This window comes from Streptomyces sp. NBC_01335, assembly GCF_035953295.1.
Lineage (GTDB): Bacteria > Actinomycetota > Actinomycetes > Streptomycetales > Streptomycetaceae > Streptomyces.
Genome location: NZ_CP108370.1, coordinates 5,527,287 through 5,548,838, shown reverse-complemented (window position 1 = coordinate 5,548,838; position 21,552 = coordinate 5,527,287). Strand labels below are relative to the sequence as shown.

The 21,552-nt window shown below is 71.4% G+C and carries 17 protein-coding genes; 8 read left to right on the top strand and 9 right to left on the bottom strand.

Features of this window, described 5'->3' with window-relative positions:
* The first annotated feature begins 62 nt into the window (after positions 1 to 62).
* Positions 63 to 704 (top strand): GNAT family N-acetyltransferase, encoded by a 642-nt coding sequence (locus OG599_RS24015; RefSeq protein WP_327178044.1) that lies wholly within the window; start codon positions 63 to 65, stop codon positions 702 to 704.
* Between the two features lie 45 nt (positions 705 to 749).
* On the opposite strand, the gene OG599_RS24010 is transcribed toward OG599_RS24015, so the two are convergent.
* Entirely contained in the window at positions 750 to 1,463 is a 714-nt protein-coding gene (locus tag OG599_RS24010; protein ID WP_327178043.1) for an alpha/beta fold hydrolase, read from the bottom strand.
* 169 nt (positions 1,464 to 1,632) lie between these two features.
* On the opposite strand from OG599_RS24010, the gene OG599_RS24005 reads away from it, so the two are divergent.
* From OG599_RS24005 to OG599_RS23995, 3 genes are all read left to right on the top strand, one after another.
* A complete protein-coding gene (locus OG599_RS24005) occupies positions 1,633 to 3,345 on the top strand; it encodes a sensor histidine kinase (protein ID WP_327178042.1) in 1,713 nt (570 codons plus the stop codon).
* A complete protein-coding gene (locus tag OG599_RS24000) occupies positions 3,342 to 4,016 on the top strand; it encodes a response regulator (protein WP_327178041.1) in 675 nt (224 codons plus the stop codon). Before OG599_RS24005 ends, OG599_RS24000 begins: the two co-directional genes overlap by 4 nt.
* Positions 4,017 to 4,150: 134 nt before the next feature.
* On the top strand, positions 4,151 to 4,651 hold the full coding sequence (locus OG599_RS23995) for a hypothetical protein (RefSeq protein ID WP_327178040.1): 501 nt from the start codon (positions 4,151 to 4,153) through the stop codon (positions 4,649 to 4,651).
* A gap of 27 nt (positions 4,652 to 4,678) precedes the next feature.
* Here OG599_RS23995 and OG599_RS23990 read toward each other — a convergent pair whose 3' ends face one another.
* Together OG599_RS23990 and OG599_RS23985 are read right to left on the bottom strand one after the other, a co-directional pair.
* Positions 4,679 to 7,003 carry an NACHT domain-containing protein gene (locus tag OG599_RS23990; RefSeq protein ID WP_327178039.1) on the bottom strand — a complete coding sequence of 775 codons (2,325 nt, stop codon included), beginning with the start codon at positions 7,001 to 7,003 and terminating at the stop codon, positions 4,679 to 4,681.
* Positions 7,004 to 7,313: 310 nt separating this feature from the next.
* Positions 7,314 to 8,339: an ATP-dependent 6-phosphofructokinase gene (locus OG599_RS23985; RefSeq protein ID WP_327178038.1), complete on the bottom strand. Its 1,026-nt coding sequence runs from the start codon at positions 8,337 to 8,339 to the stop codon at positions 7,314 to 7,316.
* A 427-nt stretch (positions 8,340 to 8,766) separates the two neighbouring features.
* On the opposite strand from OG599_RS23985, the gene pta reads away from it, so the two are divergent.
* From pta to pyk, 3 genes are all read left to right on the top strand, one after another.
* Positions 8,767 to 10,839, top strand: a complete 2,073-nt coding sequence (gene pta / locus OG599_RS23980; protein ID WP_327178037.1) for a phosphate acetyltransferase — start codon at positions 8,767 to 8,769, stop codon at positions 10,837 to 10,839.
* A gap of 5 nt (positions 10,840 to 10,844) precedes the next feature.
* On the top strand, positions 10,845 to 12,173 hold the full coding sequence (locus tag OG599_RS23975; RefSeq protein ID WP_327178036.1) for an acetate kinase: 1,329 nt from the start codon (positions 10,845 to 10,847) through the stop codon (positions 12,171 to 12,173).
* Positions 12,174 to 12,261: 88 nt separating this feature from the next.
* On the top strand, positions 12,262 to 13,692 hold the full coding sequence (gene pyk, locus OG599_RS23970; RefSeq protein ID WP_327178035.1) for a pyruvate kinase: 1,431 nt from the start codon (positions 12,262 to 12,264) through the stop codon (positions 13,690 to 13,692).
* A 193-nt stretch (positions 13,693 to 13,885) separates the two neighbouring features.
* On the opposite strand, the gene OG599_RS23965 is transcribed toward pyk, so the two are convergent.
* From OG599_RS23965 to OG599_RS23950, 4 genes are all read right to left on the bottom strand, one after another.
* Positions 13,886 to 15,262: a hypothetical protein gene (locus tag OG599_RS23965; RefSeq protein WP_327178034.1), complete on the bottom strand. Its 1,377-nt coding sequence runs from the start codon at positions 15,260 to 15,262 to the stop codon at positions 13,886 to 13,888.
* Positions 15,255 to 15,875 (bottom strand): DUF6114 domain-containing protein, encoded by a 621-nt coding sequence (locus OG599_RS23960; RefSeq protein ID WP_327178033.1) that lies wholly within the window; start codon positions 15,873 to 15,875, stop codon positions 15,255 to 15,257. The genes OG599_RS23965 and OG599_RS23960 overlap by 8 nt, the downstream gene beginning before the upstream one ends.
* Before the next feature lie 97 nt (positions 15,876 to 15,972).
* The gene (locus OG599_RS23955) at positions 15,973 to 16,629 is read right to left on the bottom strand and encodes a DUF6230 family protein (RefSeq protein ID WP_327178032.1); all 657 of its coding nucleotides are present in this window, start codon (positions 16,627 to 16,629) and stop codon (positions 15,973 to 15,975) included.
* A gap of 651 nt (positions 16,630 to 17,280) precedes the next feature.
* Positions 17,281 to 18,252, bottom strand: coding sequence for a tetratricopeptide repeat protein (locus tag OG599_RS23950; RefSeq protein ID WP_327178031.1), 972 nt, complete (start codon positions 18,250 to 18,252; stop codon positions 17,281 to 17,283).
* A 359-nt stretch (positions 18,253 to 18,611) separates the two neighbouring features.
* On the opposite strand from OG599_RS23950, the gene OG599_RS23945 reads away from it, so the two are divergent.
* Positions 18,612 to 19,340, top strand: coding sequence for a TetR/AcrR family transcriptional regulator (locus OG599_RS23945; protein ID WP_327178030.1), 729 nt, complete (start codon positions 18,612 to 18,614; stop codon positions 19,338 to 19,340).
* Here the strand turns inward: OG599_RS23945 and OG599_RS23940 are convergent.
* Together OG599_RS23940 and OG599_RS23935 are read right to left on the bottom strand one after the other, a co-directional pair.
* Positions 19,316 to 21,016, bottom strand: coding sequence for an acyl-CoA mutase large subunit family protein (locus tag OG599_RS23940; protein WP_327178029.1), 1,701 nt, complete (start codon positions 21,014 to 21,016; stop codon positions 19,316 to 19,318). The two genes, OG599_RS23945 and OG599_RS23940, sit on opposite strands and share 25 nt — an antisense overlap.
* Positions 21,017 to 21,128: 112 nt before the next feature.
* Positions 21,129 to 21,491 carry a DUF3817 domain-containing protein gene (locus tag OG599_RS23935; protein WP_327178028.1) on the bottom strand — a complete coding sequence of 121 codons (363 nt, stop codon included), beginning with the start codon at positions 21,489 to 21,491 and terminating at the stop codon, positions 21,129 to 21,131.
* Positions 21,492 to 21,552: the final 61 nt, after the last annotated feature.

The window sequence follows — 21,552 nt, the reverse complement described above, 5'->3', positions numbered from 1 at the left end:
GACGGAAGCGGCGGGGCCGAAACCGCCTGGCCACCGGTGTGCGGTGCCGTTAGCCTCCGCCCATGACCGAAACCAGAACAGTGGCGGAAGAGACCGAGGCCGACGCGGAGTCGGAGGACGGGGATACCGAGCTGCTCCGGACCGTCTGCTGGCGGGGCCGGGGCGTCGCCTTCGCGCCGTTGAACCCCGACGACGCCGAGCTGATACACGCCTGGCGCTCCGACCCCGTCACCGCCCGCCAGGTCGGCACGTGGCCGCGTTCGCTGTCGGCGGTACGCGAGCGCGTCGAGAGCGACCAGGAAGACGGGGACCGCGACGACTTCCTCGTCCTGCTCCCCGACGGCACTCCCATCGGTCACATCGCCCTGACCGAACAGAACTTGGTCGACGGTTCGGCCGCGATCATGCTGATGCTGGACCCCGGCCACCGTGGGCAGGGGCACGGCACCGCCGCCGTGGACGCGCTGGTCGACCTCGGCTTCGGTGAACTGCCGCTGCACCGCGTCGAGGCCGAGACCCACACCACGAACACCGCGGCACTGGGCGCCCTGGCCGGGGCCGGTTTCGTGCGCGAGGGGGTACGCCGCTCCGCCTGCCTGCACCAGGGGCGCCGGCACGACCTCGCGGTGCACGCGCTGCTCCGGGAGGAGTGGGAGGCCCTCGACCGGCCCCGATCCTGGGACCTGCCGGCCGGCATCGGCTGACGGCCCCAGGCCGGGAAGACGGCCCGCTCGCACCGTGGGCACGGGTCAGGCTCTCGGTCCCGGGTCCGCTCCCCCCTCCGGCCACAGGAACTCCACGACGGTCCGCGTGAACTCCTCCGGTTCGGCCCGGTGGATCAGGTGCCCGGCCCCGATGGTGACGAGCCGCCCGTGCGGAACGCGACGGGCCAGGTCGGCCACGCCGTCCTGGGGCACGTGGCTGCCCGGCCCGCCGCCCACGACGAGGGTCTCGGCGGTGATCCGGCCGAGGCGCTCCAGCCACTGCGCTTCAGGGGTGTCGAGTTGCGGCTTGACGGCCAGGACCATGTCCCAGTCGAACGTCAGCTCGCCCTCCGGTCTGGTCGGTACGGTCCGCTCCCGGGGGTGCGGGGCGGGGACGTCCTCCAGGACGAGGCGGTGCACCCGCCCCGGGTGCTCCTCGGCGAGGAGGTAGGCGACGATCCCGCCCAGCGAGTGCCCCACCAGGTCCACCCGGTCGAGAGCCAGCGCGTCCAGGAAGCCGAGCACGTCGTCCCGCATGAGCTCCAACGAGTACGTGCCGGGCCACTCGCTCCGGCCGTGGCCGCGCAGGTCGAGGGCGTGGACGCGGCGGCGTCGGGCGAGGACGGGGGCCACGGCGTCCCAGTCCGAGGAGTCCATGCCGAGTGCGTGCAGCAGGACGAGCGGCGGGGCGTCCGCAGGTCCTGAGACCTGGTAGGCCAGCCGTACGCCTCCGACGTCGACGGTGCGGTGATCGGTCATACCGGGAAAATATCCGGGCGCCCGTACCGCGAAAACTCCTTTCGCCGCAGGCCGAACCAGCCCTTCGCCGCCCCTCCCGCCTCACCCCGGTCACCGCACCTGCCCCGGTCACCCCACGCCGGTCACCGCGCCTCACCCAGGTCACCGCACCCGGGGCACACTGTCCGCCATGCGTTCCTTCCGCCCCCGTCCCCGCAGCCTGGCCGGTCAGCTCTTCGCCATGCAGGTCGTCCTGATCGCCGCCGTGGTGGCCGGCGGGGCGTTCTTCGCGTACGTCTCCGGCTCCGCGCGGGCCGAGGAGACCGCGCGGCGGCAGGTGCGGGCGGCGGCGGTGGCGATCGCCGGGTCGCCCTCCGTGCGGGAGGCGATCCGTACCCCGGACCCGTCCTCGGCGCTCCAGCCGTACGCGGAACAGGTCCGTGCGGACACCGGGATCGCGTTCGTGACGATCATGGACCCGCACGGCGTGCGCTGGACGCATCCGGACAGGTCGCGCATCGGCGAGACCTTCCTCGGGCACACCGCGCGGGCGTTGAAGGGCGAGACGTTCGAGGAGACGTACACGGGCACGCTCGGCCCGTCGATCCGGGTGGTCACCCCGGTCCGCGACGGGGGCCGGATCACCGGGCTGGTCAGCGCGGGCATCACCGTGGAGCGGGTCTCCACCCAGGTGCGGGCACAGCTGCGGGCGCTGAGCCTCGCGGCGGCGGGTGCGCTGGCGCTCGGCGGGATCGGTACGTACGTGATCAACGCCCGGCTGCGCCGCCACACGCACGGGATGAACGCGGCGGAGCTGAGCCGGATGCACGACTACCACGAGGCCGCTCTGCACGCGGTGCGCGAGGGGCTGCTGATGCTGGACGGGCAGCGGAGGATCGCGTTGATCAACGACGCGGGCCGCGAACTGCTGGGGCTGGGGTCCGAGGCGGTCGGCCGGAAGGCGGACGCGCTGGCGCTGCCGCCCTCGCTGACCGGGGCGCTGCTGGCGTCCGAGCCGCGCGTGGACGAGCTCCATCTGACGGCGGACCGGGTGATCGTGCTGAACTCCCGGCCGGTGGTGGGCGGTGAGCAGCGGGGCACCGTGGTGACACTGCGGGACCACACCGAACTTCAGGCACTGTCGGGCGAGTTGGACTCGGAGCGGGGTTTCTCGCAGGCGCTCCGCGCGCAGGCGCACGAGGCGGCGAACCGGTTGCACACGGTGGTGTCGCTGATCGAACTCGGCCGCGCCGAGGAGGCGGTGGGGTTCGCGACCGCCGAGCTGGAGCTGGCCCAGGTGCTGACGGACCGGGTGGTGGGCTCGGTCGCCGAACCTGTGCTCGCGGCGCTGCTGCTGGGCAAGGCGGCCCAGGCGAACGAGCGCGGGGTGGAGCTGGTGCTGGCCGAGGACAGCCGGATCGACGACGGGGTGCTGCCCGACACCCTGGCGCAGCGGGACCTGGTGACCGTGCTGGGCAATCTGATCGACAACGCGCTGGACGCGGCGGCCGAGGGCCCGGGCGCACCGGTGGCCGTCGTCCCCGCCCCGCGCGGCGAGGACCCGGCCGCCGCGCACGTACCCGCCCGCCCCCGGGTCACGGTGACGGCCGTCGCTGGGGCCGACGCCCGGGAGCTGCTGCTGAAGGTGGCGGACAACGGCCCCGGCATCGGGCGGGACGACGCCGAGGCGGTGTTCCGTACCGGCTGGTCGACGCACGGCAGCGGGCGGGGGCTCGGCCTCGCGCTGGTCCGCCAGACCGTGCGGCGCAACGGCGGGACGGTGGAGCTGGGGCGGGGTCCGGACGGGGGCGCGGAGTTCTCCGTACGCCTGCCGATCGGGGACCGTACGGGCCGCGGAAACGGCGCTACGAGCACCACGAGCACGGCGGGAGAGCGCGCATGATCCGGGTCCTGGTGGTGGAGGACGATCCGGTGGCCGCCGACGCCCACCGGATGTACGTCGCACGGGTGGAGGGCTTCGAGGTGGCGGCGGTGGCGCACACGCGGGCGGAGGCGGTACGGGCGCTGGACCGGGAGCCCGTCGATCTGCTGCTGCTCGACCTCTACCTCCCCGACGGCCACGGGCTCCAGCTGCTGCGCGCGCTGCGGGCGGCCGGGCACGGCGCCGACGTGATCGCGGTGACCTCGGCGAGGGACCTCGCGGTGGTGCGTGAGGGTGTCTCGCTGGGGGTGGTGCAGTACGTGCTGAAGCCGTTCACCTACCCGACGCTGCGGGACCGGCTGGTGCGGTACGCGGAGTTCCGGGCGGCGGCCGGGGAGGCGAGCGGCCAGGAGGAGGTGGACCGGGCGCTCGGGGTGCTGCGCGCACCGCACCCGGCCGCGCTGCCGAAGGGGCTGAGCGCCCCCACGCTGGAAGCGGTCACCCGTGAGCTGCGCGGGGCGCCGGACGGGGTGACTGCGGCGGCCACCGGCGAGGCGCTGGGCATCTCCCGCATCACCGCACGCCGTTACCTGGAACACCTCGTCGGTCTCGGCCGGGCCGCCCGCCGGCCGCACTACGGCCAGGTCGGACGGCCGGAGCTGCACTACCGGTGGGTGCCGGAGGCGCACTGAGGCCTTTTGGTCCGCACCATTTTCCGTGCGGGCGGGTCAGGCCGCCCGTGTACGGGGCATGCTCGGTGGTGCGCGTCCATCGCCCGGTGGGCGAGCGGGCGACGCGGCGACAGACCCATGACCGAGGAGTGACGATGGACCCGATCTCGGCAGCCGTGCTGGCTGCACTGGCCGGTGGTGTGGGAACCGAGGCGGGCCGACAGGCGTGGACCGGTCTGAGCGAGCTGTTGCGTCTTCCCTTCCGGCGCGGCGATACGGACGATTCGCTCGTGGTGAGCTCCGGTGAGGACGAACTCGCGGCTCTGGCGGAGGCTCCTGGCGAGTTGGAACGGGCTCAGCGGCTGAGCACGGCCCTCGCCGTGCGAGCCGTGATCGACGCGGACTTCCGTCTCGCTCTGGAGGAATGGCGCCGGACGGCCCGGCCGGAGGAGATCGGCCGGAACGGAGTGACGAACCACATCAGCGGAGGAACCCATTACGGCCCGGTCCTCATGGGCAGGGATTTTTTCGGCCCCAGCGTCACCACCCGTGATTCGGCCGAGCCCGGCACCCGCGGTGCGGACACACGGGCCGACACGCCCTCGTACGGTGAACCGCCGTCTCCCGGTGCGGACGACGATCCCCGGAGGGAATGAGGGGCGCCGGAGGCAGAACGCGGCGGCTCACTCTCCTCCCGCGAGTCGACGCTGCAGTTCGGCGTGGCGCAACTGGTACGTGGCTCCGACCTGCCTCAGCACCCCTCGTCGATGCGCGTCCGCAAGGAACGGCATCAACCGCAACGGCACCTTTCCGTGCAGGGCGAGCCACCATCGGGCGAGCGTGAACGATCCGTACCTGGCCTGAAGAAAACCCCACGCCAGGCCGGTCGCCAGGCCATCGGCCACGCCGACCAGCATGCCCCGCCACGGCCCCATGACCGATCCGATGACGAGCACCGCCGCCACGCCGATGGCGAGCCCTCCCGCCATGGCCGTGGTCCAGAACGTGACCCGGTCCTGGTCCAAAACGGTCTGCGGGCCGGCAGCGACCGTGGCCTCGGCCGGTCTGGCTTCCAGACCCGCGCCGAAGGAGCCTCCCACTGCGGCGACGATCCCGGACAGGAGCCCTGAGCGCGCGTCGGCCTGCACGGTGACGGCGACCCCGAGAACGAGTCCGCCGCCCATGCCGGTGAGTACGCCGAGCGGTGACCAGCGCAGCCCCCGGGCAGGCATCCGGCTGCGGCCCAGGGTGACCACGCAGGCGGCAGCGACCGCGAACCCAATGCTGTTGACCAGCGAGGCCGGTTCTCCCATCTCGGGTTCGCCGACGAACGCGCCGACGAAGGACGCCGCGACGCCACCCGCCAGCCCGGCCCGAAAGCCTCCGAGGAACCCGGGCACCAGGCCCAGCGCGAGCCCGCTGACCAGATAGCCTGCCGGGCTGTCGATCCCGAGCAGGTAGCGCATACCGAGGCCCGCAGCGGAGCCGAGAACGCTGCCTGCCAGTCCCCCCGCAAGCCCGCGGTTGAAGCTCCGGGTGGGAAGACTCCACCGGCGGCCGATCAACGCCACGCCGACCCCCACCAGCATGCCGACCCCGAGCCAGGCGCCGAACGGCATCACCACGCCCGCCGGTACCGCCACGAGACCGACGGCGACTCCCGCCAGGATTCTCGGCGCCGCGTCGGCGAGGGTCCACCATCCGAAGTCGGTGGTTCCCTGCTGGCGGTGCTCCAGGTCGTTGGCGAGGAAGGAGAGGAACGGAACCGCCTCCCCGGTGGTCCACCAGCGCGGCTGCCCATGGCGCCCGGCCGGAACCGCGGTCTCGCGCCGTGCGTAGGAGGCGGGGACGTAGGAGTCGAGCAGGTGCGCCTGGATACTGGCCCGCGTGGGAAACCGTGTGAGGTCCAGAAGCTCGTCCGGGCGGCCCGCCGGGGCGGACGACGGGGAGGAGTAGGCGACGCGGGCCAGATACGCCATCAGCGGTGTCGTGAGCACCTGCCCCAGAGGCTGGTCGCCCGGCCCTTCGGCCAGGGTGGAGAACACTCCCTGCCAGCGCGCTTCGTCGGCCGGTCCGCCAGCGGAGTCTTTCAGGTACGTCGCGACTGTCGCCAGGTCCAGCGGCTCCAGCGTGACGCCCGCCGCACCGGTCATTCGCACCTCGCGCCCGTTCGGGGGGCGTACGGTGGCGGCGAAGGGTGCGCTGCGGGTGCTGAGCACCATGCCGAGGTCCGGGTTGAAGCCCAGGGTGTCGTTGATCCGGGCGATCGCTCGTCCGCGGACACCATCGGGGATCTCGTCCAGACCGTCCATCACCAGCATGATCGAGCCGGCGTCCAGCAGTTCACGCCCCCTGCTGGTGCCCGTCCGGTTGTTTTCGCCGAGCCACTGGTAGTCGATGCCCAGCCGTTGCTCCACCCAATGGTCCAGATCCTCCTGCTCCGGGTCCCACGAGGCCAGGGGGAGAAGGACCGGCACCGGTTCTCCGGGGTTGCGACGCGCGAGCAGGTCCAGGACCAGTCGGACCAGCAGGACGCTTTTGCCGGAGCCGGGTTCGCCGAGCACGATCAGGCGGCCTGTGGGGACCTTGGCCAGTACGCTCACCAGATCGCCGCCATCGCCCGAGAGCGCCTCCGGGCCGGTCGCCCAACCGGACCGCTCGGCGGAGGCCGCCCGACCGACTCCGGTGGTGGCGAGCGCGACCAGCAGACGCCAGGGCTCCAGGAGCCCGGGATCCGTCGGCCGCCACCGCACCGAAAGCGGGTAGGGATCGTTGAGACGCCGCAGCGCGGCCTCTTGCCTCCACTGGCGTTCGACCGCCGCCGCGAGGTCGTCGGCGGCTCTGGCGAGGTCGGGGTCCCCCTGCGCCGCGGGAGAAGGTGCGGGCGTCCGGATGGTGACGCCACCGTAGATGTCCCGCCCCATGACGACGGGCCCGCCGGTGCCCGCGAACTCGTTGCGCGTCGTGTCGTCCCCCGTACGCCCTGCCTCTTCAGCGTCACGCTCCACCCGACATCCCCCGTCACCGAATGTCCCGGCCGGCCGGCCTTCGCCGTCCGCGCCGGGCTCAGTGTTGCCCGGGTCGTACCACCGGCGCGTCGGATCACACATCATTCACCAACTTGATTCCCCATGAATGGACTTGGCCAACACGAGGCGTGAATGAACCGTCGGACGGACCGCCGCCGTCCGACGCCGCTTGCCGCTCGTGCCCCTCGGCGGGCACAGCGGCAGACCGGCGGAAACGCGTGAAGGCTGTCCCGCCGCCCCTTGCGGGGACGTCGGAACAGCCTTCACGCGCTGGTGCGGGGGGTCCTGCCTAGAACACCGACTCCGCCTCGAACATCCGGTCCGCCGGTACGGTCTTCAGCTGGGTCACCGCGTCGGCGAGCGGCACCATCTCGATGGAGGTCCCGCGCAGGGCGGTCATGTTGCCGAACTCGCCGCGGTGCACGGCCTCCACTGCGTGCCAGCCGAAGCGGGTCGCGAGGACGCGGTCGTAGGCGGTCGGGGTGCCGCCGCGCTGGACGTGGCCGAGGATGACCGGGCGGGCCTCCTTGCCGAGGCGGCGCTCCAGCTCGACGGCGAGGCGGTTGCCGATGCCCTGAAAGCGCTCGTGGCCGAACTGGTCGATCTCGCCCTTGGCGTAGGTCATCGAGCCCTCGGCGGGGTGCGCGCCTTCGGCGACGCAGATGACCGCGAACTTCTTGCCGCGGGCGAAGCGTTCCTCGACCATCTTGACCAGGTCGTCGACCTGGAAGGGGCGCTCGGGCAGGCAGATGCCGTGCGCGCCGCCGCCCATGCCGGACTCCAGGGCGATCCACCCGGCGTGACGGCCCATCACCTCGACGACCATGACGCGCTGGTGGGATTCGGCGGTGGTCTTGAGGCGGTCTATGGCCTCCGTCGCGACGCCCACCGCGGTGTCGAACCCGAAGGTGCGGTCGGTGGCGGAGATGTCGTTGTCGATGGTCTTCGGGACGCCGACGACGGGCATGCCGGCCTCGGAGAGCATCCGGGCCGCCGTGAGGGTGCCCTCGCCGCCGATGGGGATGAGGGCGTCTATGCCGTAACGGCGGGACAGCTCCTCGCAGTTCTCGGCGGCCTCGCGGAGCCGGTCGCGCTCCAGGCGGGCGGAGCCGAGGATGGTGCCGCCGCGCGCCAGGATGCCACTGACGGCGTTCAGGTCCAGCGGGCGGTAGTGGCCGTCCAGGAGGCCCTTGAAGCCGTCCTCGAAGCCGATGACCTCGTCGCCGTGACCCACTACTGCGCGGTGCACGACCGAACGGATCACTGCGTTCAGGCCGGGGCAGTCGCCGCCTGCGGTGAGAATTCCGATGCGCATCGTGCGTTGTCTCCTGCTCGCTAGTACCGGACTGTTCGGGGCCTTGGTGAGCGGCCCCCGCGCCGTGAGCCGTCCCGATTCTCCCACGGCAGGGGTACACCCCGCGCTTTCGGCTGCTCCGGCGCACGAACAGGGGGCGAAAATCCGGGTAACAGGTCCGGAAGCTGCCTCCGGTCCCACGTTACGTGGGGCCTCATGGCTACCGGGGAGCCGGGGCGGGGAAGCAATGCCCCCGGGTGTACGCGTGCACACACGCACGGCACCGGCAACGGCCCGGTGCCGTGCGGGAAAGACGGGAAGGGGTCTCCGGCGGGCGGCCCTGCGGCCCCCGCGGGTATCGTCGGAAATAATGCAAGCCAATGCCACCCCTACCGGGATATCACCGCCCGTATCGGGCGAACAGCCGCATCAGGACGGGAGACCACGCGTGACGCGCAGCGTGTACGTGACCGGGATCGACCGGGGGGACGGCCGTCAGGTCGTCGAACTCGGGGTCATGGAGCTACTGACACGGCAGGTGGACCGCGTCGGCGTCTTCCGGCCGCTGGTCCACGACGGTCCCGACCGGCTGTTCGAGTTGCTGCGCGCCCGCTACCGGCTCTCCCAGAGCCCGGAGACCGTCTACGGCCTCGACTACCACGAGGCGTCGGCGGTCCAGGCGGAACAGGGTACCGACGAACTCGTCTCCCGGCTCGTCGAGCGCTTCCACCAGGTCGCGCGCGCGTACGAGGTGGTGCTGGTGCTCGGCACCGACTACGCGGAGACCCAGCTCCCCGACGAGCTGGCGCTCAACGCCCGCCTCGCCAACGAGTTCGGGGCCTCCGTCATCACGGTGGTCGGCGGCAAGGACCAGCCCGCCGAGTCGGTGCGGGCCGAGACCCACAACGCCTACCGCGCCTACGCCGGGCTCGGCTGCGACGTGCTGGCGATGGTGGTCAACCGGGTCGCGCCCGAGGACCGGGACACGCTCGCCGAGCGCATCGTGGAGCGGCTGACCGTCCCGGTCTACGTACTGCCGGACGATCCGGCCCTCTCGGCGCCCACGGTCGCGCAGGTCACCGCCGCGCTGGGCGGCACGGTGCTGCTCGGCGACGACGCGGGGCTCGCGCGGGACGCGCTGGACTTCGTGTTCGGCGGGGCGATGCTGCCGAGGGTCCTGAAGGCGCTGACGCCCGGCTGCATGGTCGTCACCCCGGGCGACCGGGCCGACCTGGTGGTGGGTTCGCTCGCCGCGCACAGCGCCGGCACCCCGCCCATCGCGGGGGTGCTGCTGACGCTGGACGAGCGTCCCGGCGAGGAGATCCTCCAGCTGGCGGCCCGGCTCGCGCCCGGCACCCCGGTGATCTCGGTTCCGGGGGGTTCCTTCCCCACCGCCGGCGAACTCTTCGCCCTCGAAGGCAAGCTGAACGCGGCCACGCCCCGCAAGGCGGAGACCGCGCTCGGCCTGTTCGAGCGCCATGTGGACACCGCGGCGCTCCTCGAACGGGTCTCGGTGGCCCGTACCGGACGCGTCACGCCGATGATGTTCGAGCACGACCTGCTGGAGCAGGCGCGCGCCGACCGGCGCCGGGTGGTGCTGCCGGAGGGTTCCGAGGAGCGCGTGCTGCGCGCCGCGGACGTGCTGCTCCGCCGCGACGTGTGCGAGCTGACGCTCCTCGGCGACGTGGACCTGATCCGCAAGAAGGCGGCCGACCTCGGCATCGACCTCGCGGACACCCAGCTCATCGACCCCCAGACCTCCGAACTGCGGCAGGCCTTCGCGGAGCGGTACGCCCAACTGCGCGCGCACCGCGGAGTGACGGTGGAGCTGGCGTACGACGTGGTCTCCGACGTGAACTACTTCGGCACGCTGATGGTCCAGGAGGGCCTGGCGCACGGCATGGTCTCCGGTTCCGTGCACTCCACGGCGGCGACCATCCGGCCGGCCTTCGAGATCATCAAGACGAAGCCGGACGCGCGCATCGTCTCCTCGGTCTTCTTCATGTGCCTCGCCGACAAGGTGCTGGTGTACGGCGACTGCGCGGTCAACCCGGACCCGGACGCCGAGCAGCTCTCGGACATCGCGGTCCAGTCGGCGGCGACGGCGGCCCGTTTCGGGGTGGACCCGCGGATCGCGATGCTGTCGTACTCGACCGGGACCTCGGGTTCCGGCGCGGACGTCGAGAAGGTGCGGGAGGCGACGGACCGGGTCCGCTCGGCACGGCCCGACCTGCTCATCGAGGGCCCGATCCAGTACGACGCGGCGGTCGAGCCGACCGTCGCGGCGACGAAGATGCCCGAGTCCCCGGTGGCGGGCCGTGCCACCGTGCTGATCTTCCCGGACCTCAACACCGGGAACAACACCTACAAGGCCGTACAGCGCTCGGCGAACGCGGTCGCGGTGGGTCCGGTGCTCCAGGGGCTGCGCAAGCCGGTCAACGACCTGTCGCGCGGCGCCCTGGTCCAGGACATCGTCAACACCGTGGCCATTACAGCCATCCAGGCGCAGGGCGAGGAGTGACCCGCATGACCCACACGACGACCGACGCGACGACCGGGCAGGGCGGGGCGGGTGCCGCGCCCTCCGGCGCGCACCGGGTGCTCGTGCTCAACTCCGGCTCCTCGTCGGTGAAGTACCAGCTGCTGGACATGCGCGACCACTCCCGGCTCGCCTCCGGGCTGGTGGAGCGCATCGGTGAGGAAACGTCCCGCCTGGTGCACACCCCGCGTCCGGGCGAGGGCGGCGAGGCCCGTGAGCGCAACGGCCGGATCGCCGACCACTCGGCGGCCCTGAAGGCCGCGGCCGAGGAGCTGGCGGCCGACGGGCTGGGCCTGGACTCCCCCGAGCTGGCCGCGATCGGGCACCGGGTGGTGCACGGCGGGCTCCGGTTCACCGAGCCGACCGTGGTCACCGACGACGTGCTCAAGGAGATCGAGCGGCTGGTGCCGGTCGCCCCGCTGCACAACCCGGCGAACATCACCGGCATCCGTACGGCCCAGGAACTGCGGCCGGACCTGCCGCAGGTCGCGGTCTTCGACACCGCGTTCCACACCACGATGCCCGAGCACGCGGCCCGGTACGCGATCGACGTGGAGACCGCCGACGCCCACCGGGTGCGCCGGTACGGCTTCCACGGCACCTCGCACGCGTACGTCTCGCGCCGTACGGCGAAGCTGCTGGGCCGGCCGGTCGAGGAGCTCAACATCATCGTGCTGCACCTCGGCAACGGCGCCTCGGCGTCCGCCGTGGCGGGCGGGCGGTGCGTGGACACCTCGATGGGCCTGACCCCGCTGGAGGGCCTCGTCATGGGGACCCGCTCCGGGGACATCGACCCGGCGGTCACCTTCCACCTGAAGCGGGTGGCGGGGATGTCGGCGGACGAGATCGACGAGCTGCTCAACAAGAAGAGCGGTCTGGTCGGCCTCTGCGGCGACAACGACATGCGAGAGATCCGCCGCCGCGTGGACGAGGGCGACGAGCGCGCCGCCCTCGCCTTCGACATCTACATCCACCGGCTGAAGAAGTACATCGGCGCCTACACGGCCGTCCTCGGCCGGGTGGACGCGGTGGCCTTCACGGCGGGGGTCGGCGAGAACTCGGCCCCGGTACGGGAGGCGGCCATCGCCGGTCTGGAGGAGCTGGGCATGGCGGTGGACGGCGCTCTGAACGCCGTACGGTCGCCCCAGCCCCGGCTGATCTCCCCCGAGTACGCCCGGGTCGCGGTCGCCGTGGTCCCGACGGACGAGGAACTGGAGATCGCCGGACAGACGTTCGCGCTGGTCGGACGGGCCGCCGGGGACGGCGGCGACGGAAGCGGCACCAGGCCCGAGGAGGCCGGGGCGACGCACCCGTAGAGGCCGACAACTGAGCACCCCCACGCCCCTTTGTACTTTCCACCAGACGGAATATTCCGCAGTGAAACAAACCGATAGGATCCGCCCCATGCGCCGTTCCAAAATCGTCTGCACCCTCGGTCCCGCCGTCGACTCCCACGAGAAGCTGGTCGCTCTGATCGAGGCCGGCATGAGCGTGGCCCGATTCAACTTCAGCCACGGCACCCACGAAGAGCACCAGGGCCGGTACGACCGTGTCCGCAAGGCTGCCGCCGAGACCGGGCGGGCGGTGGGCGTGCTCGCCGACCTCCAGGGCCCGAAGATCCGCCTCGCGAAGTTCGCCGAGGGCCCCGTCGAGCTGGTCCGCGGTGACGAGTTCACCATCACAGCCGAGGACGTCCCCGGCGACAAGTCGATCTGCGGCACGACCTACAAGGGTCTGCCGGGCGACGTCGCCAAGGGCGACCCGATCCTCATCAACGACGGCAACGTCGAGCTGAAGGTCGTCTCGGTCGAGGGCCCCCGGGTCAAGACCATCGTCATCGAGGGCGGTGTCATCTCCGACCACAAGGGCATCAACCTGCCCGGCGCGGCGGTCAACGTCCCCGCCCTGTCCGAGAAGGACGTGGACGACCTCCGGTTCGCCCTGCGGATGGGCTGCGACATGGTCGCCCTCTCCTTCGTCCGTGACGCCGAGGACGTCAAGGACGTCCACAAGGTGATGGACGAGGAGGGCCGCCGGGTCCCCGTCATCGCCAAGGTGGAGAAGCCGCAGGCGGTCGAGCACATGGAGGGCGTCGTCCTGGCGTTCGACGGTGTGATGGTGGCCCGTGGCGACCTCGCCGTCGAGTACCCGCTGGAGAAGGTCCCGATGGTGCAGAAGCGCCTGGTGGAGCTCTGCCGGCGCAACGCCAAGCCGGTGATCGTGGCGACCCAGATGATGGAGTCGATGATCACCAACTCCCGTCCGACGCGCGCCGAGGCGTCCGACGTCGCCAACGCGATCCTGGACGGTGCGGACGCGGTCATGCTGTCCGCCGAGTCCTCGGTCGGCGCGTACCCGATCGAGACGGTCAAGACGATGGCGAAGATCGTCGTCGCCGCCGAGGAGGAGCTCCTCTCCAAGGGCCTCCAGCCGCTCGTCCCGGGCAAGAAGCCGCGCACCCAGGGTGGTGCGGTCGCCCGCGCCGCCGCCGAGATCGCGGACTTCCTGGACGGCAAGGCGCTGGTAGCGTTCACCCAGTCCGGTGACACCGCCCGCCGCCTGTCCCGCTACCGCGCCGCGCAGCCGGTGCTCGCCTTCACCACGGACGAGTCCACCCGCAACCAGCTCACCCTGAGCTGGGGCGTCGAGGCCCACGTCGTGCCGCACGTGGAGACCACCGACGCGATGGTCGACATGGTCGACGCCGAGCTGCTGAAGCTCGGCCGCTACAACGAGGGCGACACGATGATCATCACCGCCGGTTCGCCCCCCGGCATCCCCGGCACCACCAACATGGTGCACGTCCACCACGTGGGCGGTCGCGACCGCGCCTGACGGCGCACGCCACCGGCGGAACGACGGCCGTGGGCCGCACACTTCGGCGAGAGCCGGGTGTGCGGCCCACGGCCGTTCCGTCGTACGGGGAAGGCGGGCGCGGACACGCCTGCGGCCCGCACCCCTGAGCAACAGGGCTGCGGGCCACAGGTGTTGTGCGGCTCCCGGACTGGTCTGGGGTGCGGCGGAGAGGTCAGCCGCCGTTCTTGGTGAGGTAGTTGTGCAGGCCGGGCACGGTGAGCGAACCGCCGAACTGGCCGGCCTGGGTGACCTTGACGTTCGTGAAGAACGCGAAGGGCACGTTGATCGGGGGCGGCGAGGTGGGGCTGAAGGTGATCGGGATGATGCCGAAGAGGTTGCCCTTCAGCTCCTCCGTGTACATCGTCACCTTGCCGCCGCGGATGGTGGACGTGGAGCCGTCGCGCGCCTGGACGTGCATGGTGGTGCCGTCCGGGCCCACCGCCGTCTGGTGCAGGTCCCTGATGTCGATGGAGTCGGCGGTGAACTTCAGCACCTTCTTGACCGTGCCGTCCGCCGTCTTCACCTCCACGATGCCCGCGTAGTCCAGCCCCGAGAGGGTGAGCAGCGAGGACTCCAGGAGCCACGGATCGGTCGGGAGCAGGGGGACGCCCGGCTCCAGCTCGGCCGCCGCGAGGGCCTCCGGGTCCTCGGTCGGGCACGGGAACGGCTGCTTGGCGCCGTCCGGGATGTCCTCGTCCTTCTTCGCGTCGAGGCCCTTGGCGCTCTCGTCCAGCTCCTCGACCTTCTGCCCCGCCTCGGCCGCCGCCGCGCGGATCTCCTCGGCGGTCTTCTCGGCCTTGGCCGCTGCCTCGTCCTTCGCGGTGTCGGCGTCCTTCGCGGTGTCGGCGTCCTTCGCGGCGTCGGTCGCGGATCTCGCGGCCGGCTTCTCCGTGGCCGAGGTACCGGACCCGGCGGTCCCCTCGGCCTTCGGCGCCTCGGTGGTGGCGCTCGGGGTCGGGGTCGGAGTGGCCTTGTTCGGGTCGAGGCTGTCGAAGAAGTCCTTGATCGCGTCGCCGACACCCAGCGGGTCGAGCGGGTTGGTGCTCTTCGTCGCGGTGGGTGTGGGCTCGGCGGTGGGCTTCGCCCCGGCAGCGACGCCTGCGGTGTCCGTCGCGGTGTCGTCGGCGGTGGGGGTGTCCGAGGTCGCCGACGGGGACGGGGTCGTGGTCGGCGTGGGGCCGGAGTCCTCGCCCTTGTCCGTACCCGCGTCCTCGTCCTTGCCCGCCGAAGCGGAGTCGGAGGCGGAGGCCGAGGGGGACGACGAGGCGGACGTCGACGGCTCGGGCGACTCGCTCGGCTCGTCGGACCGGGTGACGCACGGGCCGGGCGCGTACGGGATGTCCGAGGCGTCGTCCGCCATGGCGAGCTTGGGCGTGAGGCTCATGCCCACGAAGACCGCCGTCGGCATCGCGGCGAGCGCGAACGCCTTCTTCCCGGACGGCAGATTGAGCTTCATCAGCAGCGACTTGCGGGGAGCCGCGTGACGCGGGCCTCTCCGCTCGCGGGCGGCTTCGCCCGCGAAGACGTCGGAGTACCCGTCCTCACGCACGGTGCCTCCCGCCGTCCGCGTCGGCGTCCGCGTCCCTCATCGAGTCGAAGCCGGTGAGCTGCTGAGCCGGGTAGGCGGCGCCGCCGTGAAATTCGGGTGCGGGCAGGCCGCTCACGAAGACGGGCTTTTCGGTGTCGTAGTCAACCGGTGCAGCCGGGTCAGAGACAGACTCGTCGACCCCGGCCGGGTTCTCGGCGGGCTCGGCGTCTTCCGCCGGCCGGCCCGGGGCCCAGGAGACGGAGAGCGCGCCCCCAAGCATCGCGAGAACGAAACCTATGATGAAGCCGCCGATATTGGCGATGGGTATGGAGATCAGTGCGAGCAGGATCGCTGCGACGCCGGCGAACACCCGGACGATGTGGTGGAACCACATCGTCAGGCCCAGCGTGATGAGCAGGACCCCGATGATCAGCGAGCCGGCACCGGCCGTGGTGGACATCGCCAGCGTGATGTTACCCAGGTGCATGTTGGCGTACGGGAAGTATGCAATGGGTACACCGCCCGCCATGGTGAACAGGCCGGCCCAGAAAGGCCTGTTACCCCGCCAGGTGCGGAATCCCCGCCGGGAGACGGTGAGGTAGTGCTCGTTCTGCCCTGTGGACTCGGGGCTCATGGAAAACAGCTCCCTGGAACCGGTGTTGCTGTGAGAAAGGGAGGGTGGGCGGCCGGGGCCCTCATCGAAGCCCCCGGCCGTCCGAACGAAATGCCCGCTACTTCTTCGGAGGGAGTTGGCACTCGTCAGCGTTGTTGTTCAGACGCAGACTCAGGTCCGTCAGCTTGAAGGTGCCGGCTGTGGTGGCCCAGGCCCTCTGCTCGACGTCGGTGAGCACTGCCTTCTGGGCGCGCTGGCCGAAGCCGTATGCCTTGGCTCCGTCGAGGGCGCCAGTGCCGGGCTGAACGCCGAAGTTGGTCTCCTTGCCGAGATCCTTCGCCGCGACACCGATGTCGATGTTGGTGAACGTGGCGTCGGCGTCGAGCTGGGAGACGTCCAGGTACAGGTTTTCCGCGACGACCGGGTTCTTGACGTCGGTCCCGGCCTTCAGCTTCAGCGTCCACGTGCCGAGGCCGAACGGCAGGTTGGGCGTCACGACCGACTGGCACATGTTCGTGATCGTCGCGTGGCTGAAGCCGGAGACGGCGACCGGGTGATTACCCACGTCACCGCTGGCCACGTTCCCGTACTGGATGAAGTTGTCACCGTTGAGCTCTGATGCAGTGACCTTGAAGTCCTGCCCCGAAACGCTGAACGAAGCAGCCAGCGCGCCCTGCGCCAGCCCCACGCCCACCGCCGCCGTGGCGACGACGCTCGGCACCATGACCAGGGCGAAGCGCTTCCATCTGGTTCCACCGCGGATCTGGGAACTCATATATTTCCTCCTTCTCGGACGTACATCTCCGGCCGGGCCGTTGCCCGTCCCGGGATGGGAGAAGTGCTACGTCCTCGGGAAGGAGAGCGCCCGTCCCGGAGGCTGTACCGCATCCGATGCACCGGCGTTCACCCCCGAGCGACAAACCACTGACCGCGCGGTCCGCGCAGCCGGTCGGACAGGCCCCGCCCTCGGGCAGGAACCCCCCTGTCCTCGGCCGGCGCCCATGGAGCCGGCCCGCTCGGTGGGGACCAACTGCCCCCGGCGCCGACTGGCAATCGGGCTGGCGGTTATTGGACCGAGCGTGGCCGATCGTGGTGCATTCGGGGCCGGTGCACAAGGGGTGTCGTTACTCGCTAGTAACGGGCCGATAACCACCCCGCGACGCCCTGGCATGCACCGGCCACGCAGGGTGGCACGAAAGGGACGCCCAAACAGGGGGAAAACAGAGCGCAACCGGGCAGAGAACCCGAGTCGCTTTACTGCGAGTAACAGCAGTCTGTCAGGTCAAGATTTGGCAAAGCAGAGCCGCTGGGCTCCCCGAGTTGTCGCCCGGACGCGAAAACGGCCGTGCCGCCCGGCGGGCGGCACGGCCGTCTTGTCACATCGGAACAAGTCGCGTCAGGACACGTCGCGCCAGAACGGCTCGTATCAGAACAGCACGCGCGCGAGCGCCGTACGGGCCGCGGCGACCCGCGGGTCCTCCGGGCCGATGACCTCGAAGAGTTCGAGCAGCCGCACCCGCACGGCGTCCCGGTCGTCGCCGAACGTGCGGCGGACCGTCTCCACGAGCCGCCCGAAGGCGTCCTCCACATGACCGCCGACGAGGTCGAGGTCGGCGGCGTCGATCTGGGCGGCGACGTCGGCCGGGCCGGCGGCGGCCTTCTCGCGGACCTCCTGCGGGTTCATCTTCTGCACCCGGCCCAGGAGTTCGGCCTGCGCGAGGCCCAACTTGGCCTCCGGGTTGGCCGGGTCGTCGGAGAGGACGTTGCGGTACGCCTGCACCGCTCCCGGGAAGTCGCTGGCGTCCAGGGCGACGGAGGCGGCTTCCAGCAGCGCGTCGTACGGGCCGGCCGGGATCTCGGCGGGGGCCGCGTCGGCACCCTCCGCGTCCGGGTCGACGACGATCCCGGTGAGGCCGAAGCGCTCCTCGCCGACCTGGATCAGCTGGTCCAGGGTCTCGCGGATCTGGGCCTCGGGCGCGGCGCCCTGGAAGAGCGGGAGGGCCTGGCCCGCGACGACGGCGAAGACCGCCGGGATGCCCTGGATGCCGAACTGCTGCATCAGCATCTGGTTGGCGTCGACGTCGACCTTGGCGAGCAGGAAGCGGCCGTTGTACGCGACGGCCAGCCGCTCCAGAAGGGGGCCGAGCTGCTTGCAGGGCTCGCACCACTCGGCCCAGAAGTCGATGACGACGGGTACTTCGGCGGAGCGCTGGAGGACGTCGCGCTCGAATCCGGCTTCGTCGACGTCGATCACCAGGGCGGAGGGCGCGACGGCGTCGGCGCCCCCCTTGCGGGCGGCCTCGGCACGGGCCTGCTCCGCCTTGGCCTTCGCCTCTCCGGCCGCCTTGACAGCGGCGAGGTCGACGACGCCGCTCATGGACATGTTCCTAGGCTGCATACGTACATCCTCCCCCCTGTGCCCGCCGTTCCGGAAAGCGATCGTTCAACCGGGTCCTGCCGCAGCCCCGGCCGGTGTGCGGGGCGGGCGGACGGACACGGTTCGGGAGGCCTGAACCCCCCGGTCGCGGCACCGGATCCCCACCCGGTTCCGCCCGGTCGGCACCGGATCCCCATCCGGCGCCCCCACGTGGCTGTCGCTCGTTCGTGGCGCGGGCCAACGGGCCACTGCCCGGGGGTCCTTACGCTACGACCCGTAGCGTAACTGGCGAGTAGCCCTCCTGAACAGGACACCTCGGTGATCTGTCTCACCCGCACCAGGGGCGTACCCTCGTACCTACTCGCGGGTAAGGTCGCTCCATGCCGAGCCGCAACGACCCCCCGTCCGCCCGCCCCGGCCGCCCGCGCAGCGTCGATGCCGACGCGGCGATCCTGGAGGCGACCCGGGCGTCCCTGGTCGAACTCGGCTGGTCGAAGCTGACGATGGGGGACGTGGCGACGCGCGCCGGGGTCGCCAAGACGACGCTCTACCGGCGGTGGGCCGGCAAGAACGAGCTGGTCGTGGACGCCGTCGCCGTCCTCTTCGACGAGCTCGAACTCCCCGACCTCGGCAGCCTCGCCGCCGACGTGCAGGGCGTGGTGCTCCAGTTCGCCGAGCTGCTGGAGCGGCCGGAGACCCGGACGGCGCTGATGGCGGTGGTCGCCGAGTCGACGCGCGACGCGGCGCTGCGCACGCGCATCCAGGACTCGATCGTCAACCGCCAGAAGCGGCTGGTGGTCCTGGGCCGCCGACGGGCCCAGGAGCGCGGCGAGCTGCCGCCCGAGCCGGACGGCCGGGCGGCCGGGCCGACGGCGGACCTGATCTTCGACGTGATCGCGGGCGCGGTGGTGCACCGGGCGCTGGTCAGCGCCGAGCCCGTCGACGCGGACTGGGCCCGGCGCTTCACCGCCCTGCTGCTCTCCGGACTCGGCGCGGTGGGCGCAGCACCGGCCCCCTGGCTGCTGACCCGTAACCCGCCGGCCCCGAACGAGCCCCGTAGCCACCAGCCCCGAAACGATCCGGCTCAGAACCCCGGCGGTTCCGTGTAGACGCCCCACTCGTCGCGCAGCACCCCGCAGATCTCGCCGAGGGTCGCCTCCGCGCGTACCGCCTCCAGCATCGGGGCGATCATGTTGGAGCCGTCCCGGGCGGCGGCGAGCATCGCGTCCAGCGCCCCGCGCACCCGCGCCTCGTCGCGGGCCGCCCGGCGGGCGCCGAGGGCGCGGACCTGCTCGCGCTCGACCTCGTGGCTGACCCGCAGGATCTCCAGGTCGCCGGTCACCGAGCCGTGGTGGACGTTGACCCCGACGACCCGCTTGTCGCCCTTCTCCAGGGAGCGCTGGTACTGGAACGCGGAGTCGGCGATCTCCCCGGTGAACCAGCCGTCCTCGATGCCGCGCAGGATGCCCGAGGTGAGGGGGCCGATGGGGTGACGCCCGTCGGGGTGGGCGCGGGTGCCGCGCTCGCGGATCTGCTCGAAGATCTTCTCGGCGTCGGCCTCGATCCGGTCGGTGAGCTGTTCGACGTACCAGGAGCCGCCCAGCGGGTCGGCCACGTTGGCGACGCCGGTCTCCTCCATCAGCACCTGCTGGGTGCGGAGCGCGATCTCGGCGGCCTGTTCGGAGGGGAGGGCCAGGGTCTCGTCGAGGGCGTTGGTGTGCAGCGAGCTGGTGCCGCCGAGGACGGCGGAGAGCGCCTCGACGGCGGTGCGCACGACGTTGTTGTACGGCTGCTGGGCGGTGAGGGAGACCCCGGCGGTCTGGGTGTGGAAGCGGAGCCACTGGGCCTTGTCGGTCTTCGCGCCGTACGTCTCCTTCATCCAGCGGGCCCAGATGCGGCGGGCGGCGCGGAACTTGGCGATCTCCTCGAAGAAGTCGAGGTGGGCGTCGAAGAAGAAGGAGAGTCCGGGCGCGAAGGTGTCCACGTCGAGCCCCCGGGAGAGGCCCAGCTCCACGTATCCGAAGCCGTCGGCGAGCGTGTAGGCGAGCTCCTGCGAGGCCGTGGCCCCGGCCTCGCGGATGTGGTAGCCGGAGACGGAGAGCGGCTTGTACGCGGGGATGGCGCGGGCGCAGTGCTCCATCAGGTCGCCGATGAGCCGCAGGTGCGGTTCGGGCTGGAAGAGCCACTCCTTCTGGGCGATGTACTCCTTGAAGATGTCGGTCTGCAGGGTGCCGTTGAGCACGGCGGGGTCGACGCCCTGGCGTTCGGCGGCGACGAGGTACATGCAGAAGACGGGGACGGCGGGTCCGCTGATCGTCATGGAGGTGGTGACCTCGCCGAGCGGGATGTCCCGGAAGAGGACCTCCATGTCGGCGGCGGAGTCGATGGCGACGCCGCAGTGGCCGACCTCGCCGAGCGAACGGGGTTCGTCGGAGTCGCGGCCCATCAGGGTCGGCATGTCGAAGGCCACACTGAGCCCGCCGCCGCCCGCGGCGAGGATCATCTTGTACCGCTCGTTGGTCTGCTCGGCGTTGCCGAAGCCGGCGAACTGGCGGATGGTCCAGGTACGGCCCCGGTAGCCGGTCGGGTGGAGGCCCCGGGTGAACGGGTACTCGCCGGGCCAGCCGATCCGCTCGAACCCGTCGTACGTGTCGCCGGGCCGGGGCCCGTAGACCGGGTCCACCGGGTCGCCGGACAGGGTGGTGAAGTCCGCGTCGCGCGTGCGGGCCTTGTCGTAACGGGCCTGCCAGCGTCGGCGGCCCTCCTCGATCGCGTCAGCGTCCATGGTGTCGAATTTACTAGGACGTCCTACTACCTGTCGATGACAAACCGCCCGGCACTCGGACGGAGTCCGGTGCGGGGCGGTTCACGGGTCCTGCGGGACGTACGGCCTGAGGTCAGCCGTTCTTGACCGGGGCGACCTGCTCGGAGCGGCTCGCGGCGGCCGGTGCGGCGCCCGCGATCAGCGGCTCGACCTCCCGGACGACAGCGCGCTCCACGAAGAACGCGGCGGTCGGGATGGTGCCGGCGATCAGCACCCAGAGGAGCTTGCCGATCGGCCACTTCGCCTTGGAGCCGAGGTCGAAGGCGAAGAGCAGATAGATGATGTAGAGCACGCCGTGGATCTGGGAGACGACGAGCGTCAGGCCCTCACCCTTGTCGAATCCGTACTTGAAGACCATGCAGAGGCAGAGGATCAACAACATGACGGCGGTGACGTAGGCCATCACCCGATAGCGGGTCAGCACGCTGCGTTTCATGACATCGAGGTTAGCCGCAGCCCGAGGGCGATCTTGCGGCGGGCACCCCACTCGCCGAGCG

Excerpts from the sequence above, each read along its gene's own strand:
- OG599_RS24015 (WP_327178044.1), top strand. The coding sequence starts at position 63 with ATGACCGAAACCAGAACAGTGGCGGAAGAGACCGAGGCCGACGCGGAG.
- OG599_RS24010 (WP_327178043.1), bottom strand. The coding sequence starts at position 1,463 with ATGACCGATCACCGCACCGTCGACGTCGGAGGCGTACGGCTGGCCTAC.
- OG599_RS24005 (WP_327178042.1), top strand. The coding sequence starts at position 1,633 with ATGCGTTCCTTCCGCCCCCGTCCCCGCAGCCTGGCCGGTCAGCTCTTC.
- OG599_RS24000 (WP_327178041.1), top strand. The coding sequence starts at position 3,342 with ATGATCCGGGTCCTGGTGGTGGAGGACGATCCGGTGGCCGCCGACGCC.
- OG599_RS23995 (WP_327178040.1), top strand. The coding sequence starts at position 4,151 with ATGGACCCGATCTCGGCAGCCGTGCTGGCTGCACTGGCCGGTGGTGTG.
- OG599_RS23985 (WP_327178038.1), bottom strand. The coding sequence starts at position 8,339 with ATGCGCATCGGAATTCTCACCGCAGGCGGCGACTGCCCCGGCCTGAAC.
- OG599_RS23975 (WP_327178036.1), top strand. The coding sequence starts at position 10,845 with ATGACCCACACGACGACCGACGCGACGACCGGGCAGGGCGGGGCGGGT.
- pyk (WP_327178035.1), top strand. The coding sequence starts at position 12,262 with ATGCGCCGTTCCAAAATCGTCTGCACCCTCGGTCCCGCCGTCGACTCC.
- OG599_RS23960 (WP_327178033.1), bottom strand. The coding sequence starts at position 15,875 with ATGAGCCCCGAGTCCACAGGGCAGAACGAGCACTACCTCACCGTCTCC.
- OG599_RS23955 (WP_327178032.1), bottom strand. The coding sequence starts at position 16,629 with ATGAGTTCCCAGATCCGCGGTGGAACCAGATGGAAGCGCTTCGCCCTG.
- OG599_RS23950 (WP_327178031.1), bottom strand. The coding sequence starts at position 18,252 with ATGCAGCCTAGGAACATGTCCATGAGCGGCGTCGTCGACCTCGCCGCT.
- OG599_RS23945 (WP_327178030.1), top strand. The coding sequence starts at position 18,612 with ATGCCGAGCCGCAACGACCCCCCGTCCGCCCGCCCCGGCCGCCCGCGC.
- OG599_RS23940 (WP_327178029.1), bottom strand. The coding sequence starts at position 21,016 with ATGGACGCTGACGCGATCGAGGAGGGCCGCCGACGCTGGCAGGCCCGT.
- OG599_RS23935 (WP_327178028.1), bottom strand. The coding sequence starts at position 21,491 with ATGAAACGCAGCGTGCTGACCCGCTATCGGGTGATGGCCTACGTCACC.